The organism is Nocardia canadensis (genome assembly GCF_032656385.1).
Taxonomy (GTDB): Bacteria; Actinomycetota; Actinomycetes; order Mycobacteriales; family Mycobacteriaceae; genus Nocardia; species Nocardia canadensis.
Map to the genome: position 1 here is coordinate 191,248 of NZ_JAVCWB010000010.1, position 24,225 is coordinate 215,472.

The following is a 24,225-nucleotide window of genomic DNA, read 5'->3' on the forward strand; positions in this document are numbered from 1 at the left end:
CGTCGTCCATCATGGCCCGGGAAGCTGAGCGTGCGGTGTGAAGGAGTCCCGCGTTTCGGACATCTCGGGCGAAGCCCGGTAACAGTTCGGCAAACCGTCGCGAGGGGTCAGCCGACGGTGACCAGCCCCTCGGCGACCATCCAGTCGCGCGCGACGTCGGCCGGTTCGCGACCGCCGATGTCGACCTGGCGGTTGAGCTCGGTGATCACCGCGTTGGTCAGGCGGGCGGAGATGGGTGCCATGAGCGCGGCGACCTCGGGGTGCGCGTCGGCGAAGGGTCCGTGCATGACGAGCGCGGCGTTGTACTTCGGGAAGAAGCCGCGGTCGTCGTCGAGCAGTACCAGATCCAGCGCCGGGATGCGGCCGTCGGTGGCCGCGACCGAGCCGAACCGGCACTGCTCGGCGTCGGCGGTCGCCTGATAGACCAGCGCGTCCTGGACGATCTGTTTCTGCACCGCACCGACATCGATGCCGTACTTGCGGGCCATCCCCGGGTAACCGTCCTGGCGGACGTTGAACTCGGTGCCCACGCAGGTGGCGGCCGCGGCCGGGTCCTTCGCGATCAGCGCAGCGTAGTCCGACAGCGTGCGCACGCCGGTCTCCTCGGCGGTGCGCCTGCTCGCGACCAGGGCGTAGGTGTTGTTCATCGGCGCCATCGCGGCCCACACCATGTCGTGCTCGGCGCGATCGGCGTCCCGGACGAGTTCGAACTGGCGCACCTCGTCCGGTTCGGGCGTCTCGTTGCCCAGGTAGTTGATCCAGCCGGTGCCGGTGTAGTCGTAGGCGATGTCGACCTGACCGTGCAACTGGGCGTCGCGCAGGCTGTTGGAGCCCTGGATATTGGTCAGGTCACGCACATTCGCGCCCGCCGCCGTGAGCGCGAATTCGATCAGATAGCCGAGGATATTGGCCTCGGTGAAGTCCTTGGAACCCACGGTGACCGCGACGCCGTCGAGGGCGGGCACGGCCACGATGCTGCCCGGTCCCACCGGCAGCGGCACCGAACCGCCCGACTGCAGACCGCAACTCGCGATCAGCAGCACACCGGCCACGGGCGCGAGCCCACGCAACCATCGGGTGATCCTCACCGCAACCCCCTCGGTCCGAGGAACTGCTCGGCCAGCGCGCCCAGCCAGTCGACCAACAGGGCCAGGGCGACGGCCAGCACCGCGCCCACGGTCAACGTGACGGTGTCGCGCAGCTTGTACCCGGTATCGATGAGGATGCCGAGGCCGCCCGCGCTCACCAGGAACGACAGCGTCGCGGTGCCGACGGCCAGCACCAGCGAGGTGCGCAGGCCGGCCAGGATGTAGGGCACCGCGAGCGGGAACTCGATGCGCCGCAGCACCTGCACCGACGACATCCCTTGCCCGCGACCGGCGTCGACGAGCGTCGGATCCACCTCCTGGTAACCCAGGATCGTGTTGCGCAGCACCGGCAGCAGCGAACAGAACGCGATCGGCGCGACCCCCACCCAGAATCCGGTGGTCCGGGTGACCAGGTAGCACAGCACGATCAGGCCGATGGCGGGCGCCGAGGCACCGATATTGGCGATGCCGACGAAGATCGGTGCGAGCCCGCGGAATCCGGGCCGGGTCAGCAGCGTACCCAGCGGCACCGCTACCGCGACGACGATGATCACCACCGCCGCGGTGATCAGGATGTGCTGCCAGGTGACCTCGGCGATATTGCCGACGCTGATGCTCGCCTGCTGGGTGAGCGTGAGATCGCGCCGGAACGCCCACACCAGCACCCCGACGGTGAGGATCAGCACGATCACGGGCTGGACCAGCAACCGCAGGAACTCGGCGCGCCGCTGCGCGCCCGGTACGGCGACGGCGGCCGTCCCGTCCGTCATCGAACGCGGCGGGGCGGGAACAGGATTCGTCATTCGAACCTCCGAGGCCGCGGTGTGGGGCCTGCGGCGGCGCCGTGGACGGCGAACACCCGGTCGAACACCGGCCGGTCGGCGGACGAACCGTCGGCACGACGCGCCGTCCGCAGCACGACGGGCACGGCCGACGGTCGGGCAAGCCCGTCGCCGACCGGAAGCCGTCGGTGTCCGCGGTGATCGGTCCTCCCGCCGGGCCGGTCACCGACCTGTCGAGTGCGAGTGCTGTCGACCGGCCGAGCAGCGCACCGGAGCGCGACCTGCGCCGCGCTCATGCCCGCGCCGTTTCGGCGGCCCCGGCGGCGGCCAGGTGGCTGATCAGAGTGTCGACGGTGACGACGCCGGCGAACGCGCCGGTGCCGTCGACGACCACGGCCGAGGCGGTGCGTTCGGTCAGCAGGATCGCGAGGGCGTCCTGCAGGGTCGCGTCGGTGGGCAGCGTGGTCTGGATCGGGGTGCCGAGGTCCCGCAGCGAATCCGCGTGGGCGAGTTCACCTGTCGCGATCCGGCGGATCGGGGTCCGGTCGGCGGCCAGGACGATGCCCCAGTCCTGCCGCGCCGTGTGCAGGCGGTCGGTGAGGTCGGCCGGGGCGGTGTCCTCGGCGACGGCGATGCCCTGGTCCAGGTCGAGATCGGCCAGCACGGCCAGGCCGAGGCGGTCGATGGTGGCGGTGTTGCCGACGAAACCGGCGACCGTCTCGTCGGCAGGCGCGGCCAGGATCGCCGCCGGGGTGTCGTACTGGAGGATGCGGGACCGGTCGCCCAGGACCGCGATCCGGTCGCCCAGTTTCACGGCCTCACCGAAATCGTGGGTGACGAAGACGATGGTCTTGCCGAGTTCGCCTTGCAGGCGCAGCAATTCGTCCTGCAGCAGCGCGCGGGTGATCGGGTCGACGGCGCCGAACGGCTCGTCCATCAGCAGCACCGGCGGGTCGGCCGCCAGCGCCCTGGCCACCCCGACGCGCTGTTGCTGACCGCCGGAGAGCTGGCGCGGATAGCGACCGCGATACACGGCGGGGTCGAGACCGACGAGGGCGAGCATCTCGTCGACACGGGCTCGGGTGCGTGTGCGGTCCCAGCCGAGCAGGCCGGGAACCGTGGCGATGTTCTTGGCGACGGTCAGGTGCGGGAACAGGCCGGCCTGCTGGATGGAATAGCCGATACCGCGCCGCAATTCGTCGGCGTCGATGCCCGCGGCGTCGCGGCCGCCGATCGTGACGGTGCCGGAGGTCGGTTCGATCAGCCGGTTGATCATCCGCATGGTGGTGGTCTTGCCGCACCCGGAGGGGCCGACCAGGACCACGATCTCCCCCGCCGGGATGGTCATGCTGACCTCCTCGACCGCCGGATCCGGCTGGTCGGGATAACGCTTGGTGACCCGGTCGAGGACGATCTCGACCCCGGAGACCGCGGATGCGGCGGCGCCGGTGCTGGTTTCGGTGTCAGTCACGAATTCCCCTCGAGATGGTGAGGCGGCCGAGCAGCAGCAGGACGCCGTCGAGCGCGAGCGCGAGCACGACGATGAGCACGGTCCCGGTCAGCGCCTGCGGCACCGCGTTCGGGCTGCCCAGGCGCGAGAGCCCGGAGAAGATGAGGTTGCCCAGGCCGGGGCCTTTGGCATAGGCGGCCAGGGCCAGAATGCCCATGATCATTTGGGTGCTGACCCGCATTCCGGCGAGGATCGACGGCCAGGCCAGCGGCAGTTCGATGGTGCTCAGCAGCCGCAGCCGGTTCATCCCGACGCCGCGCGCGGCGTCGATCACCGCCGGATCCACCGACGACAGCCCGAGCACGGTGTTGCGCAGGATCGGCAACAGCGCGTACAGCACCAGCGCCACGATCGTCGGCCCGACGCCGAGCCCGAGGAAGGGGATCAACAGCCCGAGCAGCGCGAACGAGGGCACCGTGAGGATCGCTCCCGCGGTCGCTGTCGCGGCGGCCGAGCCGAGCGGGCTCCGGTACACGAGCACCCCGACCAGCACCGCGACGATCGTCGCCAGCGCCAGCGACTGCACCACCGCCGACACATGCAGGTACGAATCGACCAGCAGCTGCTCGCGCCGGTTCACCACGAACGACCACAACGCGTCCAGGGTCCACCTCCCCGTAGTTCGGCGGCCACACCAGGCCCTGTCCCCCGGAATGCCCACCCCGACCACAGGTGAAACACCCGGTTACCACACCCCCGCCGCATTCTGCGGCGCTCGAATCCGCCTGCGCGAAAACACGTTTCACCGGCGCGAAGTCATCTTACGCGCCGGACCTCCCACACGGAGCCGTTCCCGCCACCGGACTCGCCGCCCTCGCGCCCATGCCCCGGGAGGCAGCACGATCCTCGCGCCGTCGCCCTCACGCCGCCTAGCGGCGACATCCTCGCGGCGATGCCCAACTGCCGAAGTCGAGCAGCACTCGGAAAGCTCGTCACCTGGCTCAGCGATCGGCCTCGGCCAGTTCGGCTTTGACGACCGCGTAGGCGATGGCGGGGCTGTAGCCGCGGCGGGCGAGCATGTCGACCAGGCGGCGGGTGGCCTTGGCGCGGTCGAGGTCGGTGGGCATGCCGCGGAGTTTGCGGCGGACCAGGTCGGCGGCGGCCTGCTCGTCACCGGGGACCGGGCGGCGCGGCGCGCGCCGGTCGGTACTCCGGTCCGGGGGGTCGGTGTCGGTGTCTCCGGGAGCTTCGCTGTCGGCCGATGTGCTGACCGCGCGTGACCATCGGGAGCGGTTCCGGCGCGGGAGCCCCTCGGCGGGGCTGTCCGAGTCCGCCTCGATCGCAGGATCGGCGTGCGATATCGGATCGCCCGGTCGTCCGGGTCGTCGGTGATCGTGGGACGGCTCGTCCGGGTCCGGATCGGGCTTGCTCGCCCCGCGTGGCCGCGCGGGCGCCTGGGTGAATCCCGCCTCGGCGAGTTCCGCGGTGACGACGGCGAAGGCAGTCGACTGGTCGTAGCCGCGGCGGGCCAGCATGCCGACGAGACGGCGGACGGCCTTGTCGCGGTCCAGGTCCCGGGACAGGGTGGTGAGTTTGCGGCGGACCAGGTCGGTGGCGCGAGCGCGTTCGGCGTCGTCGGTGACGATCGCCAGCGCGTTCTCGGCATCGGCGGGAGCGACGCCCTTGTCACGCAGTTCGCGCTGCAGGGCCCTCTTCCCCCGGCCGGAGTACGTGTGGCGCTCGTGCACCCACTGTTCGGCGAAGGAACTGTCGTCGACGAGGCCGACTTCGGCGAGCCGGTCGAGCGCGGCCGCGGTCACCTCGAGCCGGAAACCCTTCTCCCCGAGACGTTTCTCCAGCTCGGCCCGGCTGCGGGCGCGCACGGCCAGCAGATTGAGGCAGGCGTCCTTGGCCTGGTCGATCGTCGCCTTCGGACGGTCGCCCGGGGCGAGCCGGCGTGTGCCGGCCCGCCTGTCGGGCTCTCCCGGCTGGGATCCGGCCGCCACCGGATCCACCTGCCGCCCGTCGTCACCACCGACGCCGGTCGACAGGGAGTCTTTCTCGCGCCGGCCGGACCTGCGTCCGCGCCGGGCGCCACGGGGACGCGCCCCGCTCCCCCACTCTTCATGATCATCCCCAGTCCGCGCAGCGGAATCGTGTGGTTGATCATCATCGGCGAATCCGGTCGGGTGCGCGCGCTGCGGATCGCCCGCACCCGACCGAATTCCCCTGGCGTCCAGTTCGGCCCGGTGTGCCCGAGCCGGCCGGACGAGTTCGGTGTCCGCGCTGTCGCGGTGGCGGTCTCGCCGCTCCGGCGCTTCCGGCACCACCTCGATACCGAGGCGGGCCAACTGCCTGCGCATGTCCTCGACCGGATCCACCCCGCCACGAGGCGCACGGCCGCCGGAGATCGGCGAGCCCATCGGCTAGAAGTCGGCGGGTGCGTCGGCCTCGGCGGTCAGGTCGGCGCCGATGCCCAGCTTCTCCTTGATCTTCTTCTCGATCTCGTCGCGCACGTCGGTGTTCTCCAGCAGGAACTTGCGGGCGTTCTCCTTGCCCTGGCCCAGCTGGTCGCCCTCGTAGGTGTACCAGGAGCCCGACTTGCGGATGAAGCCGTGCTCGACACCCATGTCGATGAGCGAGCCCTCCTTGGAGATGCCCTGGCCGTAGAGGATGTCGAACTCGGCCTGCTTGAACGGCGGGCTGACCTTGTTCTTGACGACCTTCACGCGGGTCCGGTTGCCGACCGCGTCGGAGCCGTCCTTGAGGGTCTCGATGCGGCGCACATCCAGGCGGACCGAGGCGTAGAACTTCAGCGCCTTACCGCCGGTGGTGGTCTCCGGCGAGCCGAACATGACGCCGATCTTCTCGCGCAGCTGGTTGATGAAGATGGCGGTGGTGCCCGAGGTGTTGAGCGCACCGGTCATCTTGCGCAGCGCCTGGCTCATCAGGCGGGCCTGCAGGCCGACGTGGCTGTCGCCCATCTCGCCCTCGATCTCGGCGCGCGGCACCAGGGCGGCGACGGAGTCGATGACGATGATGTCGATGGCGCCGGAACGCACCAGCATGTCGGCGATCTCGAGCGCCTGCTCACCGGTGTCGGGCTGGGAGACCAGCAGCGCGTCGGTGTCGACGCCCAGCTTGCGGGCGTAGTCGGGGTCCAGGGCGTGCTCGGCGTCGATGAACGCGGCGACGCCACCCGCGGCCTGGGCGTTGGCCACCGCGTGCAGCGCGACGGTGGTCTTACCCGAGGATTCCGGGCCGTAGATCTCGACGACGCGACCACGCGGCAACCCGCCGATGCCGAGCGCGACGTCGAGCGCGATGGAGCCGGTCGGGATGACGGAGATGGGCTGGCGGGCCTCCTCGCCCAGGCGCATGACCGCGCCCTTGCCGAAGCTCTTCTCCACCTGCGCCAGTGCCAGCTCCAGCGCTTTGTCGCGATCGTAGGCCTGCGGTGCCATGATGTGGTCCCCTTCTCGAGGTGAGTGTCTCTCTGGTTGGCGCCCACAGTAGAGGCCGGCACCGACAAGTTCTGGCGCCCAGATTAGTCGAACACCCATTCGAGTCAAGCGACGCGCCCGCCCAACACGCGAGGACTCGCAAACCCGGCGCACATCGACGGCACCGCGGGCCCGTCGGCTACCGCTGCGGCAGCACCGAGTCGTCGCCCTCGGCGCGCGGCCCGAAGATCCGGCGCTCGGATTCGTCGATCCGCACGTCGTTGATGCTGGCCTCGCGCCGCGCCATCCGCCCGTCCGGCGCGAACTCCCACTGCTCGTTGCCGTAGCTGCGCCACCACTGACCGGACTCGTCGTGCCACTCGTACTGGAAGCGCACGGCGATGTGGTTGTCGTGGAAGGCCCACAGATCCTTGCGCAAGGCGTAGCCGTTCTCGATCGCCCACTTGCGGGTCAGGAAGTCGACGATGGCGGCGTGGCCGGTGAAGAACTCGTCGCGGTTGCGCCACACCGAGTCCTCGGTATAGGCCGCGGCGACCCGCTCGGGATCGCGGGTGTTCCAGGCGTTTTCGGCGGCGAGCACCTTGGCGCGCGCGGAGTCGAGGTCGAAGGGTGGCAGTGGCGGTCGCACGGGGGACCCCTTCCGGAATGTTAACTATCTATTCAGCGTTGACAGGTTAGACAGTAGGGTGGCCGGGCGACACCGTCAACCCGTGAAATCGCGACAGTGGTTAGGAGATGAGTTGGTAACCTCAGGCATGCGCGATCCCCGTCCGCACACCGGCGAACCACCGGCTCTGGACCTGCTCAATACGCGATGGGCCGGCGCCACCCCCGGTGACCTGCTCACCGATCTCGACGGGCTGCGGCTGTGGCTCGAGCTCACCGGACTCGCCGACCGCGTTCCCGCCGACGAGCACACGCTGACCGCCCTGCACGCCGCCCGCGACGCCGTCCACGCGGCGGTCACCACCGCCGACCCCACCGCGCTCAACCAGGTCCTCGACCGCGGCCGCCTGCGCCGGGAACTCACCGCCGACGGCCCGCGCGATATCCCCGAGGTGGCCGATCCGGCCTGGCTGCCGGGCTGGCTCGCCGCCGACAACCTGCTGCACCTGATCGCCGAGGCGCCGCACCGGATCCGCCAGTGTGCCCACCCGGACTGTGTCCTGTTCTTCTACGACACGTCCAAGAACGGCACCCGGCGCTGGCATTCCATGGCGACCTGCGGCAACCGCACCAAGGCCGCACGCCACTACGCCAAGACCAACTGAGCGCCGGGGCGCCTCAGAACAATTCGTCGAGCAGCCGGTAGTACTCGAGCTTGGCGCGGTCGGGCCCGGTCAGCCCGTAGGCGGTGAAGAACGCCGCGACCGCGTCGATGCCGAAGTCCTCGGCCAGGTCGCGTTCGGCGAGGGCGAGATCGCGATAGCGGTCGGCCACCCCCAGCCCGCCGACATCGATCAGCACCCCACCGGCGAGCACATTGCCCGGGGTGAAGTCGCCGTGCGCGACGACGAGATCCTCCTCCGACGGCCGCTGGGCCACCAGGTGCTCGTGGATCGCCGCGGGCGTGAGGTCGCGGTGGTCGGCGTCGAAATCGGCGGTGTCGACGAACTCTTCGACGACGTGGCGGCGGGCCTGCGCGAGAGTCACCTCGAGGCGTCCGTCGAACGGGCAACCGGTCACCGGCAGGGCGTGCAGCGCGCGCAGAGCCTGCCCCATCACCGTGCCGACCTCGGCCGGATCACCGGCCAGGTCGGTGAGCGAGCGGGCTTCGGCATCCGCCAGCACCAGGATGTCCTCGGCGAAGGCGGCCACCGTCGGCACCGCGATGCCGTTGTCGCGCAACCAGTTCAGCCGATCGTGCTCGGCGACCGCGCGCGGCCCGCGCTTGATCCAGTACCCGCCCGAGCGCACGAGGTTACCGCCGCGGCCCGCGTGCTCGTCCGACCACGCGGGCACCGGCCCGAGCAGCTCGGCGACCGGGGGCGGCAGCGGCAGGGCCAGTTCGTCGAGGTGGTCCAGGGCCGCGCGGGTGGACTCGATGAGTTCGGAATCGCCGTCGGCCACCCGCAGCCGCATCGCCTCGTTGAGCAGCTCCCGCGCCTCCCGCGGCCGATGCTGCTCGGCCAGCGACTTACCCAGGTGATGGGCGGCGAAGGAGACCAGCTCCGGATCGAGCGCGCAGCTGGCATCGAGGGCGCGCCGGTACAGGATCTCGGCGGGCGCGGGCTCGCCCTGGTAGCGGTACACGTCGGCGAGGTTGATCCACACGGTGATCCGGCGCCGTTCGGTATCGGCCAGCTCCAGCGCCTGGTCGAGCCGGTCGAGAGCCTCGTCGTGGCGCCCGAGCAGCATCAGCGCGATGCCGAGCCGGCGCAGACCGCCGAAATCGTGGGGATCGGCGACCGCGACCCTGGCCGCGAGGGTCTCCGGGTCGACCGGGATCATCCGCAGCCGCTCGTCGAACCGATACGGCCGGGTGTCCGGATTCTGCGCTGTCACAGCCATGACCTGCTCACCATCGGGTTCGGGGAACATCGAAGTCGGCGCAGAGGGCGCGCCACACGTCTCGCGGGTCGACGCCCGCCTCGATCGCGGCGGCACCGGTCCGCCCGAGCGCCGGTATCACGTGATCGGCCAGCATGGCGTCGGCGCGCGCCACGCCGAACTCGGTGTGCATCAGCTCCTGGAATTCGGTCAACCGCACGCTGCCCAAGATACTCGCGCTCGGCGACACCCGACAGAGCCGCCGGTGGCGGACCCCACCGCCCGATCCGGCGGCGTCAGCGCGTCGCGGCCTTGTGACAGATCTCCACCGGATCCTCGACCTCGGCCTGCCCGGCAGCGGCCCGGCGGGCCGCGGCCGCGTAGGCCGGGTCGTCGAGCACCTGGCGCACCGCGGCGCCGACCGCCTCGGGTGTCAGCGGGCGCACCAGCACCGAACTCCCCTGGCGCACCGCACGATTGGCCAGTTCCCACTGGTCCCCGCCGCCGGGCACGGTCACCACCGGCACGCCGGCGGCCAGGGATTTCGCGAGCAGGCCGTGGCCGCCCCCGCCGACGACCACCGCGGCCTCGGTGAGCAGGACGTCCTGGCGTCCCAGTCCGGCACTCGCCCAGTCGGGCAGGTCCGCAGGTGGGGTGTCGAGCATCGAGACGGCCGCGCGCACGCCGAGCCCGGCCAGTCCGGCCAGCACGGTGTCGGCCATGGCGTCCACCCCCGTATGCGCGGTGGACGGCGCCACCATCACCAGCGGCGCGTCCCCGGGCGGCACCGGCAGGAGCGCGTCGGTCGGTTCCCACAGCAGCGGCCCGACGACGTGGGTGTCGGCGGGCCAGTCCGGCCGGTCCACCTCCAGCGCGGGCAGGGTCGCGACGAGCCGCGCGGTGGGGCCGGGATCCTCGGCGGGCAGACCGATGCTCTCGCGCGCCGCCGAGCGCTGCCGGTTGCCCGCCTTGACCGCGCGGGCGGTCATCGTGCGCAGTACGCCGTCGCGCACCCGGCCGCGCACACCCTCCCCCGGCGCGAGCCCACTGCCGATCGGCGGCAACGCTTTCGAAGGCAGATACAGCGGATGCGGGGACAGTTCGACCCACGGCAGGCCGAGTCGTTCGGCCGCCATCCCGCCGCCCGCCGTGAGCACGTCCGAGACGACCAGGTCCGGCAGCATCGCGCCGAGCTCGGGCAGGTTCTCGGTCGCGATATGGGCGGCGCGCTCGTGGATGCGCGCGCCCGCGTCGGCGTCGTTGTCGGTGGGGCGCGGCGCGAGACCCTTGAGCCTGCGCACACTGATGCCAGCGGCTCTGGCCGCGTCGAGCCAGCGCGGGCCGGTGAACAGCACCGGCTCGTCGCCCGCGGCGAGCAATCGCAGACACAACGCGATCGCGGGAAACGCATGCCCTGGATCGGGCCCGGCCACCACAGCTACTCGCATGTCGCCAGCGTGCCATATCGCTCGGCATGGTTCGCCGTGCCCAGCCTGCTACCGGCTGGTCGGCTACCGTCACGACGAGACCCGGGCGCAGCCGGTTGCCCGTCGAATCGCGAGGAGTGACCCCGCCGTGCGGCCCGAAATCCCCACCCCCGACCCGGACGCGGGCGACCTCGACCGGGCAGACGATCACGACACCATCCGCCCACCGGTCTCCAGCGGCGCGATCACGACCGTCGACGCCCTGTTCGCGCTGCTCGCCCGCTGCGCGGACGCCTGGGACACCGCCGACCGCACCGGCGATCCGGTCGACATCCTCGATCACGACCGCCAGTGCGCCGAACTGCTGCGCCGCGACCACCCCGACGACCCGGAACTCCAGGTCTCGGGCCTGGTCCACGACATCGGCCACGTCCTGGTCCCCGGTGACGACGCGGGTCACGGCCGCCACGGCGCAGACGCGGTGCGGGCGCTGCTCGGTGAGCGGGTCGCGCGCCTGGTGGAGTTGCACGTGGTCGCGAAACGCTTTCTGGTCGCCACGGATCCGGCGCACGCCGCTGGCTTGTCCGCCTCGAGCCTGCGCACCCTCGTCGCGCAGGGCGGGCCGATGTCCCCGGAGGAGGCGCGGGCCTTCCGCGCCGACCCGGATTTCGCCGCCGCACTCGCGTTGCGCCGCGCCGACGACGCGGGCAAGGTCGTCGGCTTGTCCGTGGCGCCGCTGTGGGATTGGCGGCCGACGGTCGAGCGCGTCGCCGCGTCGAATCAGCCCGCGAAGGTGAACAGTTCGAACCCGACCGCGTGCGCGGCGGGGAATCCGTCCTTGGGACCCGTTGCGTAGGAGACGATCTCGTCCACCTGCTGCTCGACCGGCACCGGGCTGAGTACCTGGAGGTAGCGCCGGTGCGCCGCGAGCGAGGCCCGCGCCTTGTCCAGCTGTTCGCCGACGTCCACCGCGTGGGTCATGACCGGACCGACCACGGCGGCCCAGCGCGCCGACCACGGTGCCAGGTCGGCGATCTCGGGGAAGATCCATTCGTTGCCCGCGTCGGAGACGGCGTCCATCGCCGAGCGGCCCACCGCCCGATGATCGGCGCTGTTGACCATGCCGGGCGCCCAGGTGTCACCGAAGTTGAACAGCACCACCATTTCCGGGCGATGCCTGCGGATCGCGGCGGCCAGTTCCCGCCGCAGCGCCAGGCCCTCCTCGATCCGCCCGTCGGGGTGGTCGAGGAATTCGACGGTGTGCACACCCACCTCCCGCGCGCCCGCGAGCTCCTCGATCTCCCGCAGCGGCCCGGCCTGTGCGGGCGGCATGCCCGCGATGCCCGCCTCGCCGCGGGTGACGAGCAGATAGCGGATGTCCTTGCCCTGTCCGGTCCACCGCGCGACCGCGGCGGCCGCACCGTATTCGATGTCGTCGGGATGCGCGACGATCACCAGTCCGCGCTGCCAGTCCTCGGGTATCTGTTCCACCCGGCCATGCTAAGCGCAGACGCCGCGATCACGGCTTGGTCAGCGTGGTCTTGTCGGACCCGGACACCGCCTTGTACAGCAGGTACACCCCGGTACCGATCGCGGCGATCACCAGGACCGGCAACAGCGCCTCGATCAGCGCCCCGATGATCCAGAACGCGATCAACGCGACCACGACGATGCCGATGACTTTCCAGACCATGATGTGCTCCTCGCCAGTTCCGTGACCGCCCTCCGGCGATCCGACACCTTCGATGCTCCCACCCACGATCCGATAAATCACCAGGTCAGCATGGAAATCGGGGGCGATCTCAGGGTTCACCCCGAGGCCGGATCAGCGCATCGCCCGCCCGCGCGGCGACTACCGTGGGCGGTATGGACTACCTGGCTGTGCTGCGCGCGGGGCTCACCTCCTTCGGAGAATTCGTCACCGCGGACGCCGACCTCGCCACTCCGGTCCCTTCCTGCGGCAGCTGGACGCTCTACGACCTCGTCGACCATGTCGGCCGCGGGAACATGTGGGTCGTCACCGCGGTGACCGAACTGCGCGGCGACGACGAGGGCGATCCCGCGCCGAAGGACATCGCGGCACTGCGTGATTGGTACGAAGCCACCGCGGACGCCCTGGTCACCGCGCTGTCGGCCGATCCGGACCGAGAGGCGTGGACTTTCACCCGCACCATGCCCCGCACGGTGGGGTTCTGGCGCCGCCGACGCACACACGAGACGCTCATGCACCTGTGGGACGGCCACGCCGCGCTCGGCACGGCCGCGCCGTTCGACCCTGAGCTCGCGGTCGACGGCATCGACGAGGTCTTCGAGCTCTTCGCGCCGCGGATGATCCACCGCGGCCTGGCCACCGCGCCGGAGGTCGCCCTGCGACTGCGCGCCACCGACACCGACGGCAGCTGGACCTACGGTCCGGGTGAACCGGTTGCCGAGCTCGCGGGCACCGCGTCGGATCTGCTGCTCGCGCTGTGGGCGCGCCGACCTGCCTCCGATCCCGCACTGACCTGGACCGGCGACAGCTCGGCGGGCCGCCGAATACTGGCTGGGCCGCTGGTCCCCTAGCCGCTGCAGGCCGAACGACTGACGCCGACCGGGGCACGCGCCCATAATCGGGGCGTCAGCGAGGAGAAGTCCATGGAACCCATCGTCAGGATCGCCGGCGGCGCGGTGCGCGGCCGGACCGAATCGGGTGTCACCCGTTTTCTCGGGGTGCCCTACGCGGCGGCCCCGGTCGGCGCGAAACGCTTCCAGCTGCCCGAACCCGCGCCCGCCTGGGATGACGTGCGCGAGGCGACGCAGATGGGCGCGACCTGCGTCCAGTCGCCGTATCCGGCGCCGATCCACGCGCTGATCGGCAGCGACGGCATTCCCGGCGACGAGTACCTCAACGCGAACGTCTGGACGCCGGATCCGGGCGCGAGCGGGCTGCCGGTCCTGGTATGGATCCACGGCGGCGCGTTCGTGCGCGGATCGAACGCGCGCGCCATCTACGACGGCACGGCCTTCGCGCGCGACGGCGTGGTGCTGGTATCGATCAACTACCGGCTCGGGATCTCCGGGTTCGCCGCGCTGGACGGCGCCCCGCTCAATCGCGGTCTGCACGACCAACTCTTCGCGCTGCGCTGGGTGCGCGACAACATCGCCGCCTTCGGTGGCGATCCGGACAATGTGACCGTCTTCGGTGAGTCGGCGGGCGGGATGAGCGTGGCGGCGCTGATCGCCGCGCCGCAGTCGAGCGGACTGTTCCGCCGGGCGATCATGCAGAGCGGCAACGGCGCGGTCGCCGCCGACGCGCAGGACGCGCGCACGGTGGCCGCCGCGCTGGCCGCGGAACTCGGGATAGCCCCGACCGCCGCCGATTTCGGCGAGCTCGGTCCCGACGCATTACGCACCGCGCAGAACGCGGTCGCCCTCGCGGTGATGACCGACCCCGACCCGCAGCGCTGGGGCGCCTCGGTGATCGAGCAGGGCATGGGCATCATGAGCCTGTTCCCGGTGATCGACGACGACATTCTCCCCGGCGCGCCGACGGCGGTGCTGGCCGCCGACCCTGACCGTGCGGTGCCGCTCATCGCCGGCACCACCGCCGACGAGTTCCGGTTCTTCACCGTCCCGACCGGCATCACCGCCGCCGTCACCGCCGACACCCTGCCGTTCGTGCTCACCCGCTACGGGATCGATCCCGCGGTGGCGCAGACGTATTCGGCGCAGCGCCCCGATGCCACCCCGGCCGAGATCTTCAACGCGATCCTGACCGACTGGTGCTTCCGAGCGGGCACGGTCGACTTCGCCGAGGCCAACGCCGTGGGCGCACCCACCCATGTCTACGAATTCGCCTGGCCCACCGATCTTCCCGGCCTGGGTGCCTGCCACGTGCTCGAGGTCCCGTTCGTCTTCGACGCGCTCGCCGGGGCGCACTCGCTGACCGGCCCGCACCCGCCGCAGGCACTGGCCGACGAAATCCACGCGGCCTGGGTGAAGTTCGCGACCGACGGCGACCCGGGGTGGGCGGCGTTCGACAGCGAGCGCAAGCGGGTGCGGATCTTCGACGCCCCCGCGTCGTCGACGGTGGAGAATCCGCGCTCGGCCGAACTCGACGCCCTGCGCCAGACCATCGCCTGACCCGAGGCCGGAAGGCGTCGGGGCCGGAAGGCGTTGTCCGCGTTCGGACTAGCGCGGACCGGGGACGGGACGGTCGGCCAGGTCGGTGAGCGCCTGCGCCCAGCCGTCGAGCCGGTCGGCGGCCTCGCGCAGATCGGCGACGATGCCGTTGAACTGGTAGGCCACCACTGTGTCCTCGGGGACGGCCAGAATGCGCGCCGCCGCGGCGACGAGCTGTTCGTACTCCATGACGCCGGTCTCCAGGCGCGCGAGCACCCCGTTGACGGTGACTTTCAGCGCGGCGACGGTCTCGGGGTTGGCTCGTCCGACCGTGTCGGCGGCCTGTTCCATCGCCACGATGTCGGTGGCCAGCGCGTGCAGCGCGGCCGCGCCGGAGCGGGCCGTCTCGAGCAGATCGCGCAGTTCGTCCTCGGGCAGTCGCCGGGTGCGGGCGATCTGGGTGCCGAGTCCGTGCAACGCGCGTTCGGCGCGGATCAACCGCTGAATCGGACCGCGGGCCACCGAGCGCAGCCCCGGGGTCTTGCGGGCGACGAAGGCCGCCTGCGGCAACGGCTGACCGCGCAACTGCAGATACCGGCGCGCGCTCAAGGCGGTCCCGGTCACGAAAGCGACCGCGCCACCGCCGATCACGACGACCGCCCAGGCCGGCGCCGACACCACGGCCAGGCCGACCGCGCCGACGGTGGTGATGCCCGAGGCGGTGCCGAGCTGGAAACTGCGCCGGCGAGCACGCCGGCGTCGACGCAACTCCCGTTCGCGCGGATCGGCCCAGCGACGCACGGCCACCATCGCCTGCTCACCGACCTCGCGCAGGGTCGCGGGCACACCGCCGGTCGCGGTGGTTCGCACCAGCTGCGCCGGATCGATGATCTCGGCTCGCTCGCGCCGTGTTCTCCCGCTCATCCCTCATCCTTTCGTCGCCACGGACCAGTGTCGCAGCAGACGACGACAAGTTCCCACCATCACGCGCCCGCGACCCGGGAAGCGGCGACCGAAAACGCCGACCGGGTCGCCGGTCGATGCCTACCGGCGACCCCAGGGCCGCGAACCCGCGCGCCTGCGCGCCGACCTACTGCTGGGCCGCCTGGCCCTTGTTGATCTGCGGCGCCTGCGCGGGTTGCTGCTGCGCCGGATCGATCGCCGCGGCGTTGTTGCCGGTGGGCAGCGCGTCACCGCGCATCGAGGCCCGGATCTGCTCGAGCTTGCTGTGGCCCGCCATCTGGATGCTGGCCTGCTGGACCTCCATCATGCGGCCCTGCACCGTGTTCTGCGCCAGCTCGGCGGCACCGAGCGCGTTGGCGTAGCGACGCTCGATCTTGTCGCGCACCGCGTCGAGGCTGGGGGTGGAGCCGGGTGCCGACAGAGTGGAGTCCATCTGCTGCAGCGAGGCCGAGACCTGCTCCTGCATCTTGGCCTGCTCGAGCTGGCTGAGCAGCTTGGTGCGCTCGGCCACCTTCTGCTGCAACATCATCGCGTTCTGCTCGACCGCCTTCTTGGCCTGTGCGGCGGCCTGCAGGGACTGGTCGTGCAGCACCTTGAGGTCTTCCACCGACTGCTCGGCGGTGACCAGCTGGGCGGCGAACGCCTCGGCGGCGTTGGTGTACTGGATCGCCTTCTCGGTGTCGCCCGCAGCGGCCGCCTGATCGGCCAGGGTGACGGCCTGACGGGCGTTGGCGTTGAGCTTCTCGACCTCGTCGAGCTGGCGGTTCAGCTTCATCTCCAGCTGACGCTGGTTGCCGATCACCGACGCTGCCTGCTGCGACAGCGCCTGGTGCTGACGCTGCGCCTCCTCGATAGCCTGCTGAATCTGGACCTTCGGATCCGCATGCTCCTCGATCTTGGAGTCGAAGAGGGCCATCATGTACTTCCAGGCCTTCACGAACGGATTAGCCATCGATTGATCCCGCCTCCATCTGTGCGTCGCTCGTGCGACTGGTGGTGCGCGACCGTCACGCACCAGATATGTGCTTATCCTTCACCATGCGGCACCCGGGCCGGTGCGACCGGCCCGATCGACGCCTGATGAGAATCTATCCGTTCTCACCAACAGTGCGCAGCGTCTCGCCCGTCGAGCACGTGGTTCGCCGCGTCACATTCCCTTCACCAGTACCAGCATCTCGGCCCTGGGCGCCGGGATGACGATCCGGGTGTCCTCGGCGATGCCGATCCGGGCGCCCTGTTCGGCCGACATGCTCGCCGCGGCGCCGGCCTCCGGCGCGGCGGCGGGTTCGGCGGGGGCGGGTTCGGCCGGGGCGGCCTCACGCTCGGCGGCGGGGCCGGTCAGCGCGGGCTCGCGCGGCGCGGAGCCATCCGCGCCGGCCATGATGGTGCTCACGTCCCACAGCACCCGCGACAGCGGCACGTCCAGTGCCTCGCAGATGGCGGCGAGCAGTTCACTGGAGGCTTCCTTGCGGCCGCGCTCCACTTCCGACAGATAGCCGAGGCTCACACGCGCCGAGGTCGACACCTCGCGCAGCGTTCGATGCTGGGCGAGACGCGCACGCCGCAGACTGTCCCCGATTGCCTCCCGCAGCAGCGTCATCTCGTTCTCCTCCACCTCGTGTCACCGCCGCAGCGGTGCTCACCTCTTTCTGGCACAACGTCGAGCATCGGCCGGTGGTTCCCGGACGCGGCTAGTTCGTCGTCACACAGCGCAGCAACTCCCGCACCGCGCTGTGCACCGCACCGATCCTGATCGTCCACCGGTCGCCGTCGAGTTTCAACCGGACCACTTCACTGTGCCGTGGACCGGCCAATCCGAGGTATACCGTCCCGACCGGGTGCCCGTCCTGGGAATCGGGTCCGGCGACGCCGGTCAGACCCACACCCCAGTCGGCGCCACAGCGCTGTCTGGCCCCCACCGCGAGTTGCTCGGCGGTCGAGGCGGCGACCGGGCCGTCGACCCGGAGGATGTCGTCGTCGACGCAGGCCAGGCGGCTTTTCAGGTCGGTGGCGTACACGATCAGGCCACCCCGCAGCACCGCGCTCGCGCCCGGCACCCCGGCCACGGTGGCGGCCAGCAGGCCCGCGGTCAGCGATTCGGCGGTGGCGACGGTCTGACCGGCCGCGGCCAGCGCCCGGACCAGTTCGGCGACCGGCGCCCCGTCGACGAGCGGATCGGTCACGAGCGGGACTCGCCGCGCGCGCGTCCTCCCGCCAGCCACAGGCGGGCCGCCTGGCCGACGTAGTCCAGGCCGGTGATCACCGTCAGCGCGACGGCCGCGTACATCAGCACCATGCCCGCGGTGGCGAAGGCGCCCGACAGCGGCAACAGCAGCAGCGCGATGGCGATCGACTGCACCAGGGTCTTGAGCTTGCCGCCGCGACCCGCCGGGATCACCCCGCGCCGGACCACTATGAGCCGCAGCACGGTGATGCCGAGTTCGCGTCCCACGATGACCGCGGTGATCCACCAAGGCAGATCACCCAGGACCGAGAGCCCGATCAGCGCCGAACCGATCAGCGCCTTGTCCGCGATGGGGTCGGCCAGCTTGCCGAAATCGGTCACCAAACCGTATTTGCGGGCCAGTTGCCCGTCGAAGCGATCGGTGATCGCCGCCAGCCCGAACACCGCCGCCGCGATGATCCGCCAGCGGGTGTCGTGCCCGCCTTCGGCGAACAGCGCCAGCACGAACAGCGGGACCAGCACGATCCGCGCGATGGTCAGCACGTTCGCGATATTGAGCACCGGGACCTGCGCCTCGGCACGGTCGGGCGCCGTGCGCGGTGGCGCGGGCCTCTCCCACCCACGGTCGATCTCCTCGGGTCGCACGCTCATGCTGCGTCCATCCGGCCTGCTCGGGCGCTCTCCGTGGTTACGCAGGCTGCCTCCTCCGCGCGCTGACCTCTCATGCCCCGCCCTCTCGGCACTCACCGGCACTGCGCCGAAATCCACCCGTTTCGCGCGCGGTTTGCTCGCGCGGGCAATGCCGTCCGATCCGGTCGTCGAGCCCGGCGCGATGCGGTGAGCGGAACGACAGGATGTGCGGCACATGTTCAGACTATCGGTAACCCGGCCGACTACTGTGCACCCCATGACCTCACGGGGACCACTGGGTGGTTCGACCAGCGACGCGCATCCCGCCGCGCCCTCTGTGGCGCCTGTTTCCGCGGTGTCCGATCGCGGTGTCTCCGAGGGCCCTGCGTGGTCGCGCTCCGCTTCCGCCGCCGGGAACACCGACGTCGTCGTGCGACGAGCCCGAACCTCGGACGTCCCCGAGATCAAGCGTCTGGTCGACGAGTACGCGGGTCGCATCCTGCTGGAGAAGAATCTGGTCACCCTGTACGAGTCCGTCCAGGAGTTCTGGGTGGCCGAGCTCGAGGGCCGCGTCGTCGGCTGCGGCGCGCTGCACGTGCTGTGGGCCGATCTGGGCGAGGTGCGCACGGTCGCCGTCGATCCGGTGGTGAAGGGCCGCGGCGTCGGCGGCGCCGTCGTCGATCGACTGGTCGCGGTCGCGCGCGAATTGCAGCTGCAGCGACTGTTCGTGCTGACCTTCGAGGTGGACTTCTTCGGCAGGCACGGTTTCGTCGAGATCGACGGCACGCCCGTCACCGCCGAGGTGTACGCGGAGATGTGCCGGTCCTACGACACCGGCGTCGCGGAGTTCCTCGACCTGAGCTACGTCAAGCCGAACACCCTCGGCAACACCCGCATGCTGCTGACTCTCTGACCTGTCCGCAAGCCCACCGCGAGAAAGTGATCGACCGTGCCGATCTTCGCCGTCCACTACACCTACACCGAGGCCACCGCCGCCGAGCGGGCCACGCACCGCCCCGAGCATCGCGGGTGGCTCAACGCGCTCGTCGACGCGGGCACGGTGCTCACCAGCGGCCCGTACCCGGACGGTACCGGCGCGCTGCTGATCTTCCGGGCCGAGGACGCGCCGTCGCTGACCACGCTGCTGACCGAGGACCCGTTCGCGAAGCTGGACCTCATCGAGGCCGTGCGCGTCGTCGAATGGCTGCCGGTGATGGGCGCCTTCGCCGAGTGAGCGCCCGCTGACACAGCACTGCCCCGGACACCACGACGGTTCCGGGGCAGTGCGCGGTCAGGAGGAGGTGGTGCGGCGGGTCTTGAGCAGGCTCGCCACCGTGGCGATCACCAGGATGCCGATGATCACGCTCAGCGAGAACACGGTGGAGATCTCCGGCACGCTCACATGCTCACCGCCGTTGATGAACGGCAGCGTGTTCTCGTGCAGGGCGTGCAGCACCAGTTTGACGCCGATGAACGCCAGGATGGCGGCCAGGCCGTAGGACAGGTACACCAGGCGGTCGAGCAGGCCGCCGATGAGGAAGAACAGCTGGCGCAGGCCCATCAGTGCGAAGGCGTTGGCGGTGAACACCAGATAGGGCTGCTCGGTGAGGCCGTAGATGGCCGGAATCGAGTCCAGGGCGAAGAGCAGGTCGGCGAAGCCGATGGCCAGCAGCGCCAGCAGCAGCGGGGTCACCACGCGTTTGCCATCGATCCGGGTGACGAGTTTGTCGCCGTCGTACTGATCGGTGGTGGGCAGGATCCGCTTGGCCAGCGCCACGATGCGGCTGTCACGTTGCTGTTCGTGCTCGACCTCGTGTCCGCTCTCGCGCAGCAGGTTCACCGCGGTGTAGATCAGGAACGCGCCGAACAGGTAGAACACCCAGCTGAACGCGCTGATCGCGGCCGCGCCGACGGCGATGAACGCACCGCGCATCACCAGCGCCAGCACGATGCCGATGAGCAGCACCTTCTGCTGATAGATCCGCGGCACCGCGAAGGTGCTCATGATGATGAGGAAGATGAACAGGTTGTCCACCGAGAGGGCCTTCTCGGTGACGAAGCCCGCGTAGTACTCCCCGGCGTAGGTGCCGCCCCATTTCCAGGCGACGAAGAGGCCGAACAGCAGTGCCAGGCCGATGTAGACGGCCGACCAGAAGCCCGATTCCTTGAAGGTCGGCTCGTGCGGTGTGCGGACGTGGGCGAAGAAGTCGAAGACGAACAAGGCGAGGATCACCACACCGGTGATCACCCACTCGAGCGTGGTCACCTGCATGTGGTGGTCCGATCGATGAAGTTCATGTCGTCCATCATGCCCGAAATGTCCGTTTCAGTCGGCTTTGCGGAACGCTTGCTCGTCATGATTTCACACACAGGCACCGTGACCTGCGCACGGGCCGGTCGGCGCGTCGGAAAAATCCGTTTCGCCGAACGCCGTGCGCTGCTACCGTCGACGCATCGTCACCCCATCGGTACCCCGAGAGGAGCTAGCCGTGAACGGATCCACCGCGAAGTACGAACGCCGTGTCGAGATGCACCGGCTACCCCTGGGTGCCGTGCGGCCGCAGCGCTTTTCGAGCGCCCGCGGCGACTGCTGACCGGCATCGTCCGGCCCTAGGCCGCTAGGCACCCCTCCCCCACCCTCGGGCCGAGCGCCCGCGTACCCCTGCCCGCCCTGCGCGGTCCGGGGCGATCACCCATTCCCTCGTAGCCCAACTGGCAGAGGCACCGGTCTCAGGTACCGGCAAGTGCGAGTTCGACTCTCGCCGAGGGAACCGTCCACACTCCCGGCTCACGCAGGTGCCGACGGGCTGTCGAGGCCCGTCCCGCGCGGTTCGACTCCGCGGTGAGCCACGGTCCCTCCTCGTTCGTCGCCGTCTACTCCCGGCACGGTCAGAGCAAACCAGTATCGCGCGCCGACCGGCGTGCGTTCGACCTACTCGTCCTCGGCGCCGCCGGGGTCGCCACCCCGGATCGACCACAGCAGTCCGTCCAGCTCGTCGGGCTTGATCAGCACGTCGCGCGCCTTGGAACCCTCGCTGGGGCCGACGACGCCGCGCGTCTCCATCAGGTCCATCAACCGGCCCGCCTTGGCGAAGCCGACGCGCAGCTTGCGCTGCAGCATCGAGGTGGAGCCGAACTGCGAGGTGACCACCAGCTCCACGGCCTGCAACAGCACGTCCATGTCGTCGCCGATGTCGGGGTCGACGTCCTTGACCTCGCCGGCCTTGGCGGCCGTGACGCCCTCCTGGTACTCGGGCTCGGCCTGGGTCTTGCTGAACTCGACGACCGCGTGGATCTCCTCGTCGGAGATGAACGCGCCCTGCAGACGGGTCGGCTTGCCCGCGCCCATCGGCAGGAACAGGCCGTCGCCCATGCCGATCAGCTTCTCCGCGCCCGGCTGATCCAGGATGACGCGCGAGTCGGTCAGCGACGAGGTCGCGAAGGCCAGCCGCGAGGGGACGTTGGTCTTGATCAGGCCGGTCACGACGTCCACCGACGGGCGCTGGGTCGCCAGCACCAGGTGGATGCCCGCGGCGCGGGCCTTCTGGGTGATCCGCACGATCGCGTCCTCGACGTCGCGCGGGGCAGTCATCATGAGGTCGGCGAGCTCGTCGACGATCGCCAGGATGTACGGATACGGGCGGTAGACCCGCTCGCTGCCCAGCGGCGCGGTGATCTGGCCCGACTTCACCTTCTTGTTGAAGTCGTCGATGTGGCGGACCTTGTTGGCCTGCATGTCCTGATAGCGCTGTTCCATCTCCTCGACCAGCCAGGCCAGCGCGGCGGCGGCCTTCTTCGGCTGGGTGATGATGGGCGTGATCAGGTGCGGAATGCCCTCGTACGGCGTGAGTTCCACCATCTTCGGGTCGATCAGGATCATCCTGACCTCTTCCGGGGTGGCCCGGTGCAGCAGCGAGATCAGCATCGAGTTCACGAAACTCGACTTACCGGAACCGGTGGAACCGGCCACCAGCAGGTGGGGCATCTTGGCCAGGTTCGCCGAGACGAACTCGCCCTCGATGTTCTTGCCGAGCCCGATCACCAGCGGGTGATGGTCGTTGCGGGTGTGCGGCGACTTGAGCACGTCGGCCAGGCGCACCAGTTCGCGGTCGGAGTTGGGCACCTCGATGCCGACCGCGGACTTGCCGGGAATCGGCGCGAGCAGGCGCACGTTCTCGGTCGCGACCGCGTAGGCGAGGTTGCGGGCCAGCGCGGTGATCTTCTCGACCTTGACGCCGGGGCCCAGCTCCACCTCGTAGCGGGTGACCGTCGGGCCGCGCACGAAACCGGTGACCGCGGCGTCGATCTTGAACTGCACCAGCACCTCGGTGATCGCCTCGATCATCGATTCGTTGGCGGCCGAACGCTTCTTGGGCGGTTCACCGTCGAGCAGCAGGGTCAGCGGCGGCAGGGTGTAGTCACCGTCGACGACCCGGTCGGTGACGAACTCCGGCTCCGGCGGGGCGGGCGGGGTCTGGTCGACGACCTTGGCGGGCGGGCGCTTGCGCGCCGGCTTCGGGGCGGGCGCGGGCGCGGGCGGTTCCTCGTCGAGGCGCAGCTGCTTGGCTTCGCGCAGCGGGGGTTCGCCCAGCGATTCGGTGAGCGCGTCGGAGCCGCCGAACTCGTCGGGCGGGTAGTTGTCGTCGGGGGTACGGCCACGGCGACGGGTCCGGTCGCGGTGCAGCGGGAAACCGTCGTCGTCGTAGTTGGCCGGGTCGTAGGGATCGTCGTCGCCGTCGTGCTCGCCGAGGCCGAAGTACTCCCGCAGCGCCGTTGGCACCTCGCGCACCGTGGTCCCGGTGAGCAGCAGGACACCGAACACCATGGCCAGCAACAGAATCGGTAGCGCCAGCCAGGGCGTGAGCCCCTGCCCGAGCGGACCGCCGACGGCGTAGCCGAGGAGGCCCGCCGCCCGCGAACGCCCGTGCGCGTCGGCGGGCGACCCGGCGGCCAGATGCCAGATGCCGAGGGCGGGCAGCACGACGAGCAGGCCGCCCAGCACCAGCCGGGGCCGGATCTCCGGATGCGGCTCGGTGCGCATGAGCACCACGGCGAGGGCGATGAACAACAGCGGAGCCAGTCCGCCCGCGGTACCCGCGACGGCGCGCACGACGTCTTCGAGGAAACGGCCGACGGGTCCGCCCGCCGAGAGCCACATGGCGGCGGCGATGACCGCGCTCACCGCGATGAGCGCCAGACCGATGCCGTCGCGCCGGTGTCCGTGCTCGATCTCCCCGGCGCGGCTCAGCGTGCGGGTCGTGGCGCCGACGCCGCGCGCCAGCATGGTCCAGCCGCTGCCGACGCCGCGCCCGATCACCGCCAGCGGCGCGGTGTTCGACGCGCGTTTGACCGGCCTGCGCGCGGGGGCGGTACGCCCGCGTGGCGCCGCCGACGCTCGCGGAGTCGTCGAGCGAGATCGCGGCGGCGGCGTCTGCCCCCGGCTCGATCCCGCCCGCGCCCGAGAGGTCGTGGTGCTGCGGGACTTACCTGCCATGACCATCAGGCTAGCCGCTCAGGCCCCGTCCGGACCATCCGCAACACTGGTCCCACCCCGGTTGCGACGGTGATCTCACCCGCAGGCGCAGGTCGCGGGCCCCCGGTCAGCGTGGGGAAAACTCGCGCGCGACCGCGTTTCGCGGGCCCGG

25 protein-coding genes, 1 tRNA gene and 1 pseudogene are annotated in these 24,225 nt (G+C 70.6%); 7 read left to right on the top strand and 20 right to left on the bottom strand.

Annotated elements, in window-relative coordinates; all coding sequences use genetic code 11:
- Nucleotides 1-107: 107 nt before the first annotated feature.
- The 8 genes and pseudogenes from Q7X29_RS24600 to Q7X29_RS24630 form a co-directional block, all read right to left on the bottom strand.
- Nucleotides 108-1,088 (bottom strand): glycine betaine ABC transporter substrate-binding protein, encoded by a 981-nt coding sequence (locus Q7X29_RS24600; protein WP_218716468.1) that lies wholly within the window; start codon nucleotides 1,086-1,088, stop codon nucleotides 108-110.
- Entirely contained in the window at nucleotides 1,085-1,858 is a 774-nt protein-coding gene (locus tag Q7X29_RS24605; protein WP_218716478.1) for an ABC transporter permease, read from the bottom strand. The genes Q7X29_RS24600 and Q7X29_RS24605 overlap by 4 nt, the downstream gene beginning before the upstream one ends.
- A gap of 304 nt (nucleotides 1,859-2,162) precedes the next feature.
- A complete protein-coding gene (locus Q7X29_RS24610) occupies nucleotides 2,163-3,341 on the bottom strand; it encodes an ATP-binding cassette domain-containing protein (protein ID WP_316575500.1) in 1,179 nt (392 codons plus the stop codon).
- The gene (locus Q7X29_RS24615) at nucleotides 3,334-3,984 is read right to left on the bottom strand and encodes an ABC transporter permease (protein WP_218716477.1); all 651 of its coding nucleotides are present in this window, start codon (nucleotides 3,982-3,984) and stop codon (nucleotides 3,334-3,336) included. Before Q7X29_RS24615 ends, Q7X29_RS24610 begins: the two co-directional genes overlap by 8 nt.
- 337 nt (nucleotides 3,985-4,321) lie before the next feature.
- Nucleotides 4,322-4,681, bottom strand: a complete 360-nt coding sequence (locus Q7X29_RS33120; RefSeq protein ID WP_394358756.1) for a hypothetical protein — start codon at nucleotides 4,679-4,681, stop codon at nucleotides 4,322-4,324.
- A gap of 102 nt (nucleotides 4,682-4,783) precedes the next feature.
- Nucleotides 4,784-5,326: pseudogene (locus tag Q7X29_RS33125) on the bottom strand (regulatory protein RecX); the annotation flags it as partial.
- A 420-nt stretch (nucleotides 5,327-5,746) separates the two neighbouring features.
- On the bottom strand, nucleotides 5,747-6,784 hold the full coding sequence (recA, locus tag Q7X29_RS24625) for a recombinase RecA (protein WP_189024126.1): 1,038 nt from the start codon (nucleotides 6,782-6,784) through the stop codon (nucleotides 5,747-5,749).
- Between the two features lie 178 nt (nucleotides 6,785-6,962).
- Nucleotides 6,963-7,412, bottom strand: a complete 450-nt coding sequence (locus Q7X29_RS24630) for a nuclear transport factor 2 family protein (protein ID WP_316575502.1) — start codon at nucleotides 7,410-7,412, stop codon at nucleotides 6,963-6,965.
- Nucleotides 7,413-7,539: 127 nt separating this feature from the next.
- Between Q7X29_RS24630 and Q7X29_RS24635 the strand changes: the two genes are divergently transcribed.
- Nucleotides 7,540-8,055 (top strand): CGNR zinc finger domain-containing protein, encoded by a 516-nt coding sequence (locus tag Q7X29_RS24635; RefSeq protein WP_218716465.1) that lies wholly within the window; start codon nucleotides 7,540-7,542, stop codon nucleotides 8,053-8,055.
- A gap of 13 nt (nucleotides 8,056-8,068) precedes the next feature.
- Here the strand turns inward: Q7X29_RS24635 and Q7X29_RS24640 are convergent, their stop codons facing one another.
- The 3 genes from Q7X29_RS24640 to Q7X29_RS24650 all read right to left on the bottom strand — a co-directional run bounded on the left by Q7X29_RS24640 (nucleotide 8,069) and on the right by Q7X29_RS24650 (nucleotide 10,722).
- Complete coding sequence (locus Q7X29_RS24640) at nucleotides 8,069-9,295, bottom strand: phosphotransferase (protein ID WP_316575503.1); 1,227 nt, start codon at nucleotides 9,293-9,295, stop codon at nucleotides 8,069-8,071.
- 7 nt (nucleotides 9,296-9,302) lie between these two features.
- Nucleotides 9,303-9,494, bottom strand: a complete 192-nt coding sequence (locus Q7X29_RS24645; protein ID WP_218716463.1) for a DUF3046 domain-containing protein — start codon at nucleotides 9,492-9,494, stop codon at nucleotides 9,303-9,305.
- Nucleotides 9,495-9,570: 76 nt separating this feature from the next.
- Nucleotides 9,571-10,722, bottom strand: a complete 1,152-nt coding sequence (locus Q7X29_RS24650) for a glycosyltransferase (protein WP_218716462.1) — start codon at nucleotides 10,720-10,722, stop codon at nucleotides 9,571-9,573.
- A gap of 127 nt (nucleotides 10,723-10,849) precedes the next feature.
- On the opposite strand from Q7X29_RS24650, the gene Q7X29_RS24655 reads away from it, so the two are divergent.
- Nucleotides 10,850-11,557: an HD domain-containing protein gene (locus Q7X29_RS24655; RefSeq protein ID WP_316575504.1), complete on the top strand. Its 708-nt coding sequence runs from the start codon at nucleotides 10,850-10,852 to the stop codon at nucleotides 11,555-11,557.
- Here Q7X29_RS24655 and Q7X29_RS24660 read toward each other — a convergent pair.
- Both Q7X29_RS24660 and Q7X29_RS24665 read right to left on the bottom strand, forming a co-directional pair.
- Nucleotides 11,482-12,192, bottom strand: coding sequence for a PIG-L deacetylase family protein (locus tag Q7X29_RS24660; RefSeq protein ID WP_218716460.1), 711 nt, complete (start codon nucleotides 12,190-12,192; stop codon nucleotides 11,482-11,484). The two genes, Q7X29_RS24655 and Q7X29_RS24660, sit on opposite strands and share 76 nt — an antisense overlap.
- A gap of 28 nt (nucleotides 12,193-12,220) precedes the next feature.
- Nucleotides 12,221-12,394, bottom strand: a complete 174-nt coding sequence (locus Q7X29_RS24665) for a hypothetical protein (protein ID WP_218716459.1) — start codon at nucleotides 12,392-12,394, stop codon at nucleotides 12,221-12,223.
- Nucleotides 12,395-12,567: 173 nt separating this feature from the next.
- On the opposite strand from Q7X29_RS24665, the gene Q7X29_RS24670 reads away from it, so the two are divergent.
- Together Q7X29_RS24670 and Q7X29_RS24675 are read left to right on the top strand one after the other, a co-directional pair.
- On the top strand, nucleotides 12,568-13,263 hold the full coding sequence (locus Q7X29_RS24670; RefSeq protein ID WP_218716458.1) for a maleylpyruvate isomerase family mycothiol-dependent enzyme: 696 nt from the start codon (nucleotides 12,568-12,570) through the stop codon (nucleotides 13,261-13,263).
- 72 nt (nucleotides 13,264-13,335) lie between these two features.
- A complete protein-coding gene (locus Q7X29_RS24675) occupies nucleotides 13,336-14,823 on the top strand; it encodes a carboxylesterase/lipase family protein (protein WP_316575505.1) in 1,488 nt (495 codons plus the stop codon).
- A gap of 48 nt (nucleotides 14,824-14,871) precedes the next feature.
- Here Q7X29_RS24675 and pspM read toward each other — a convergent pair whose 3' ends face one another.
- From pspM to pgsA, 5 genes are all read right to left on the bottom strand, one after another.
- Complete coding sequence (gene pspM, locus Q7X29_RS24680; RefSeq protein ID WP_255586907.1) at nucleotides 14,872-15,726, bottom strand: phage shock envelope stress response protein PspM; 855 nt, start codon at nucleotides 15,724-15,726, stop codon at nucleotides 14,872-14,874.
- A 166-nt stretch (nucleotides 15,727-15,892) separates the two neighbouring features.
- Nucleotides 15,893-16,717 carry a PspA/IM30 family protein gene (locus Q7X29_RS24685; protein WP_218716456.1) on the bottom strand — a complete coding sequence of 275 codons (825 nt, stop codon included), beginning with the start codon at nucleotides 16,715-16,717 and terminating at the stop codon, nucleotides 15,893-15,895.
- Nucleotides 16,718-16,912: 195 nt separating this feature from the next.
- Entirely contained in the window at nucleotides 16,913-17,365 is a 453-nt protein-coding gene (locus tag Q7X29_RS24690; RefSeq protein WP_316575506.1) for a helix-turn-helix domain-containing protein, read from the bottom strand.
- 91 nt (nucleotides 17,366-17,456) lie between these two features.
- Nucleotides 17,457-17,948, bottom strand: a complete 492-nt coding sequence (locus tag Q7X29_RS24695) for a CinA family protein (RefSeq protein WP_218717794.1) — start codon at nucleotides 17,946-17,948, stop codon at nucleotides 17,457-17,459.
- The gene (gene pgsA / locus Q7X29_RS24700) at nucleotides 17,945-18,601 is read right to left on the bottom strand and encodes a CDP-diacylglycerol--glycerol-3-phosphate 3-phosphatidyltransferase (RefSeq protein ID WP_218717793.1); all 657 of its coding nucleotides are present in this window, start codon (nucleotides 18,599-18,601) and stop codon (nucleotides 17,945-17,947) included. The genes Q7X29_RS24695 and pgsA overlap by 4 nt, the downstream gene beginning before the upstream one ends.
- Before the next feature lie 256 nt (nucleotides 18,602-18,857).
- Here pgsA and Q7X29_RS24705 point away from each other — a divergent pair, with 256 nt between their 5' ends.
- Both Q7X29_RS24705 and Q7X29_RS24710 read left to right on the top strand, forming a co-directional pair.
- Nucleotides 18,858-19,493 carry an amino-acid N-acetyltransferase gene (locus Q7X29_RS24705; RefSeq protein WP_255587521.1) on the top strand — a complete coding sequence of 212 codons (636 nt, stop codon included), beginning with the start codon at nucleotides 18,858-18,860 and terminating at the stop codon, nucleotides 19,491-19,493.
- Between the two features lie 36 nt (nucleotides 19,494-19,529).
- Complete coding sequence (locus tag Q7X29_RS24710) at nucleotides 19,530-19,814, top strand: YciI family protein (protein WP_218717792.1); 285 nt, start codon at nucleotides 19,530-19,532, stop codon at nucleotides 19,812-19,814.
- Between the two features lie 57 nt (nucleotides 19,815-19,871).
- On the opposite strand, the gene Q7X29_RS24715 is transcribed toward Q7X29_RS24710, so the two are convergent.
- A complete protein-coding gene (locus Q7X29_RS24715; RefSeq protein ID WP_218717791.1) occupies nucleotides 19,872-20,852 on the bottom strand; it encodes a TerC family protein in 981 nt (326 codons plus the stop codon).
- 425 nt (nucleotides 20,853-21,277) lie between these two features.
- Between Q7X29_RS24715 and Q7X29_RS24720 the strand changes: the two genes are divergently transcribed.
- Nucleotides 21,278-21,351: transfer RNA gene (locus Q7X29_RS24720), tRNA-Leu, on the top strand.
- A gap of 161 nt (nucleotides 21,352-21,512) precedes the next feature.
- Here Q7X29_RS24720 and Q7X29_RS24725 read toward each other — a convergent pair.
- A complete protein-coding gene (locus Q7X29_RS24725; RefSeq protein WP_316575507.1) occupies nucleotides 21,513-24,074 on the bottom strand; it encodes a DNA translocase FtsK in 2,562 nt (853 codons plus the stop codon).
- Nucleotides 24,075-24,225: the final 151 nt, after the last annotated feature.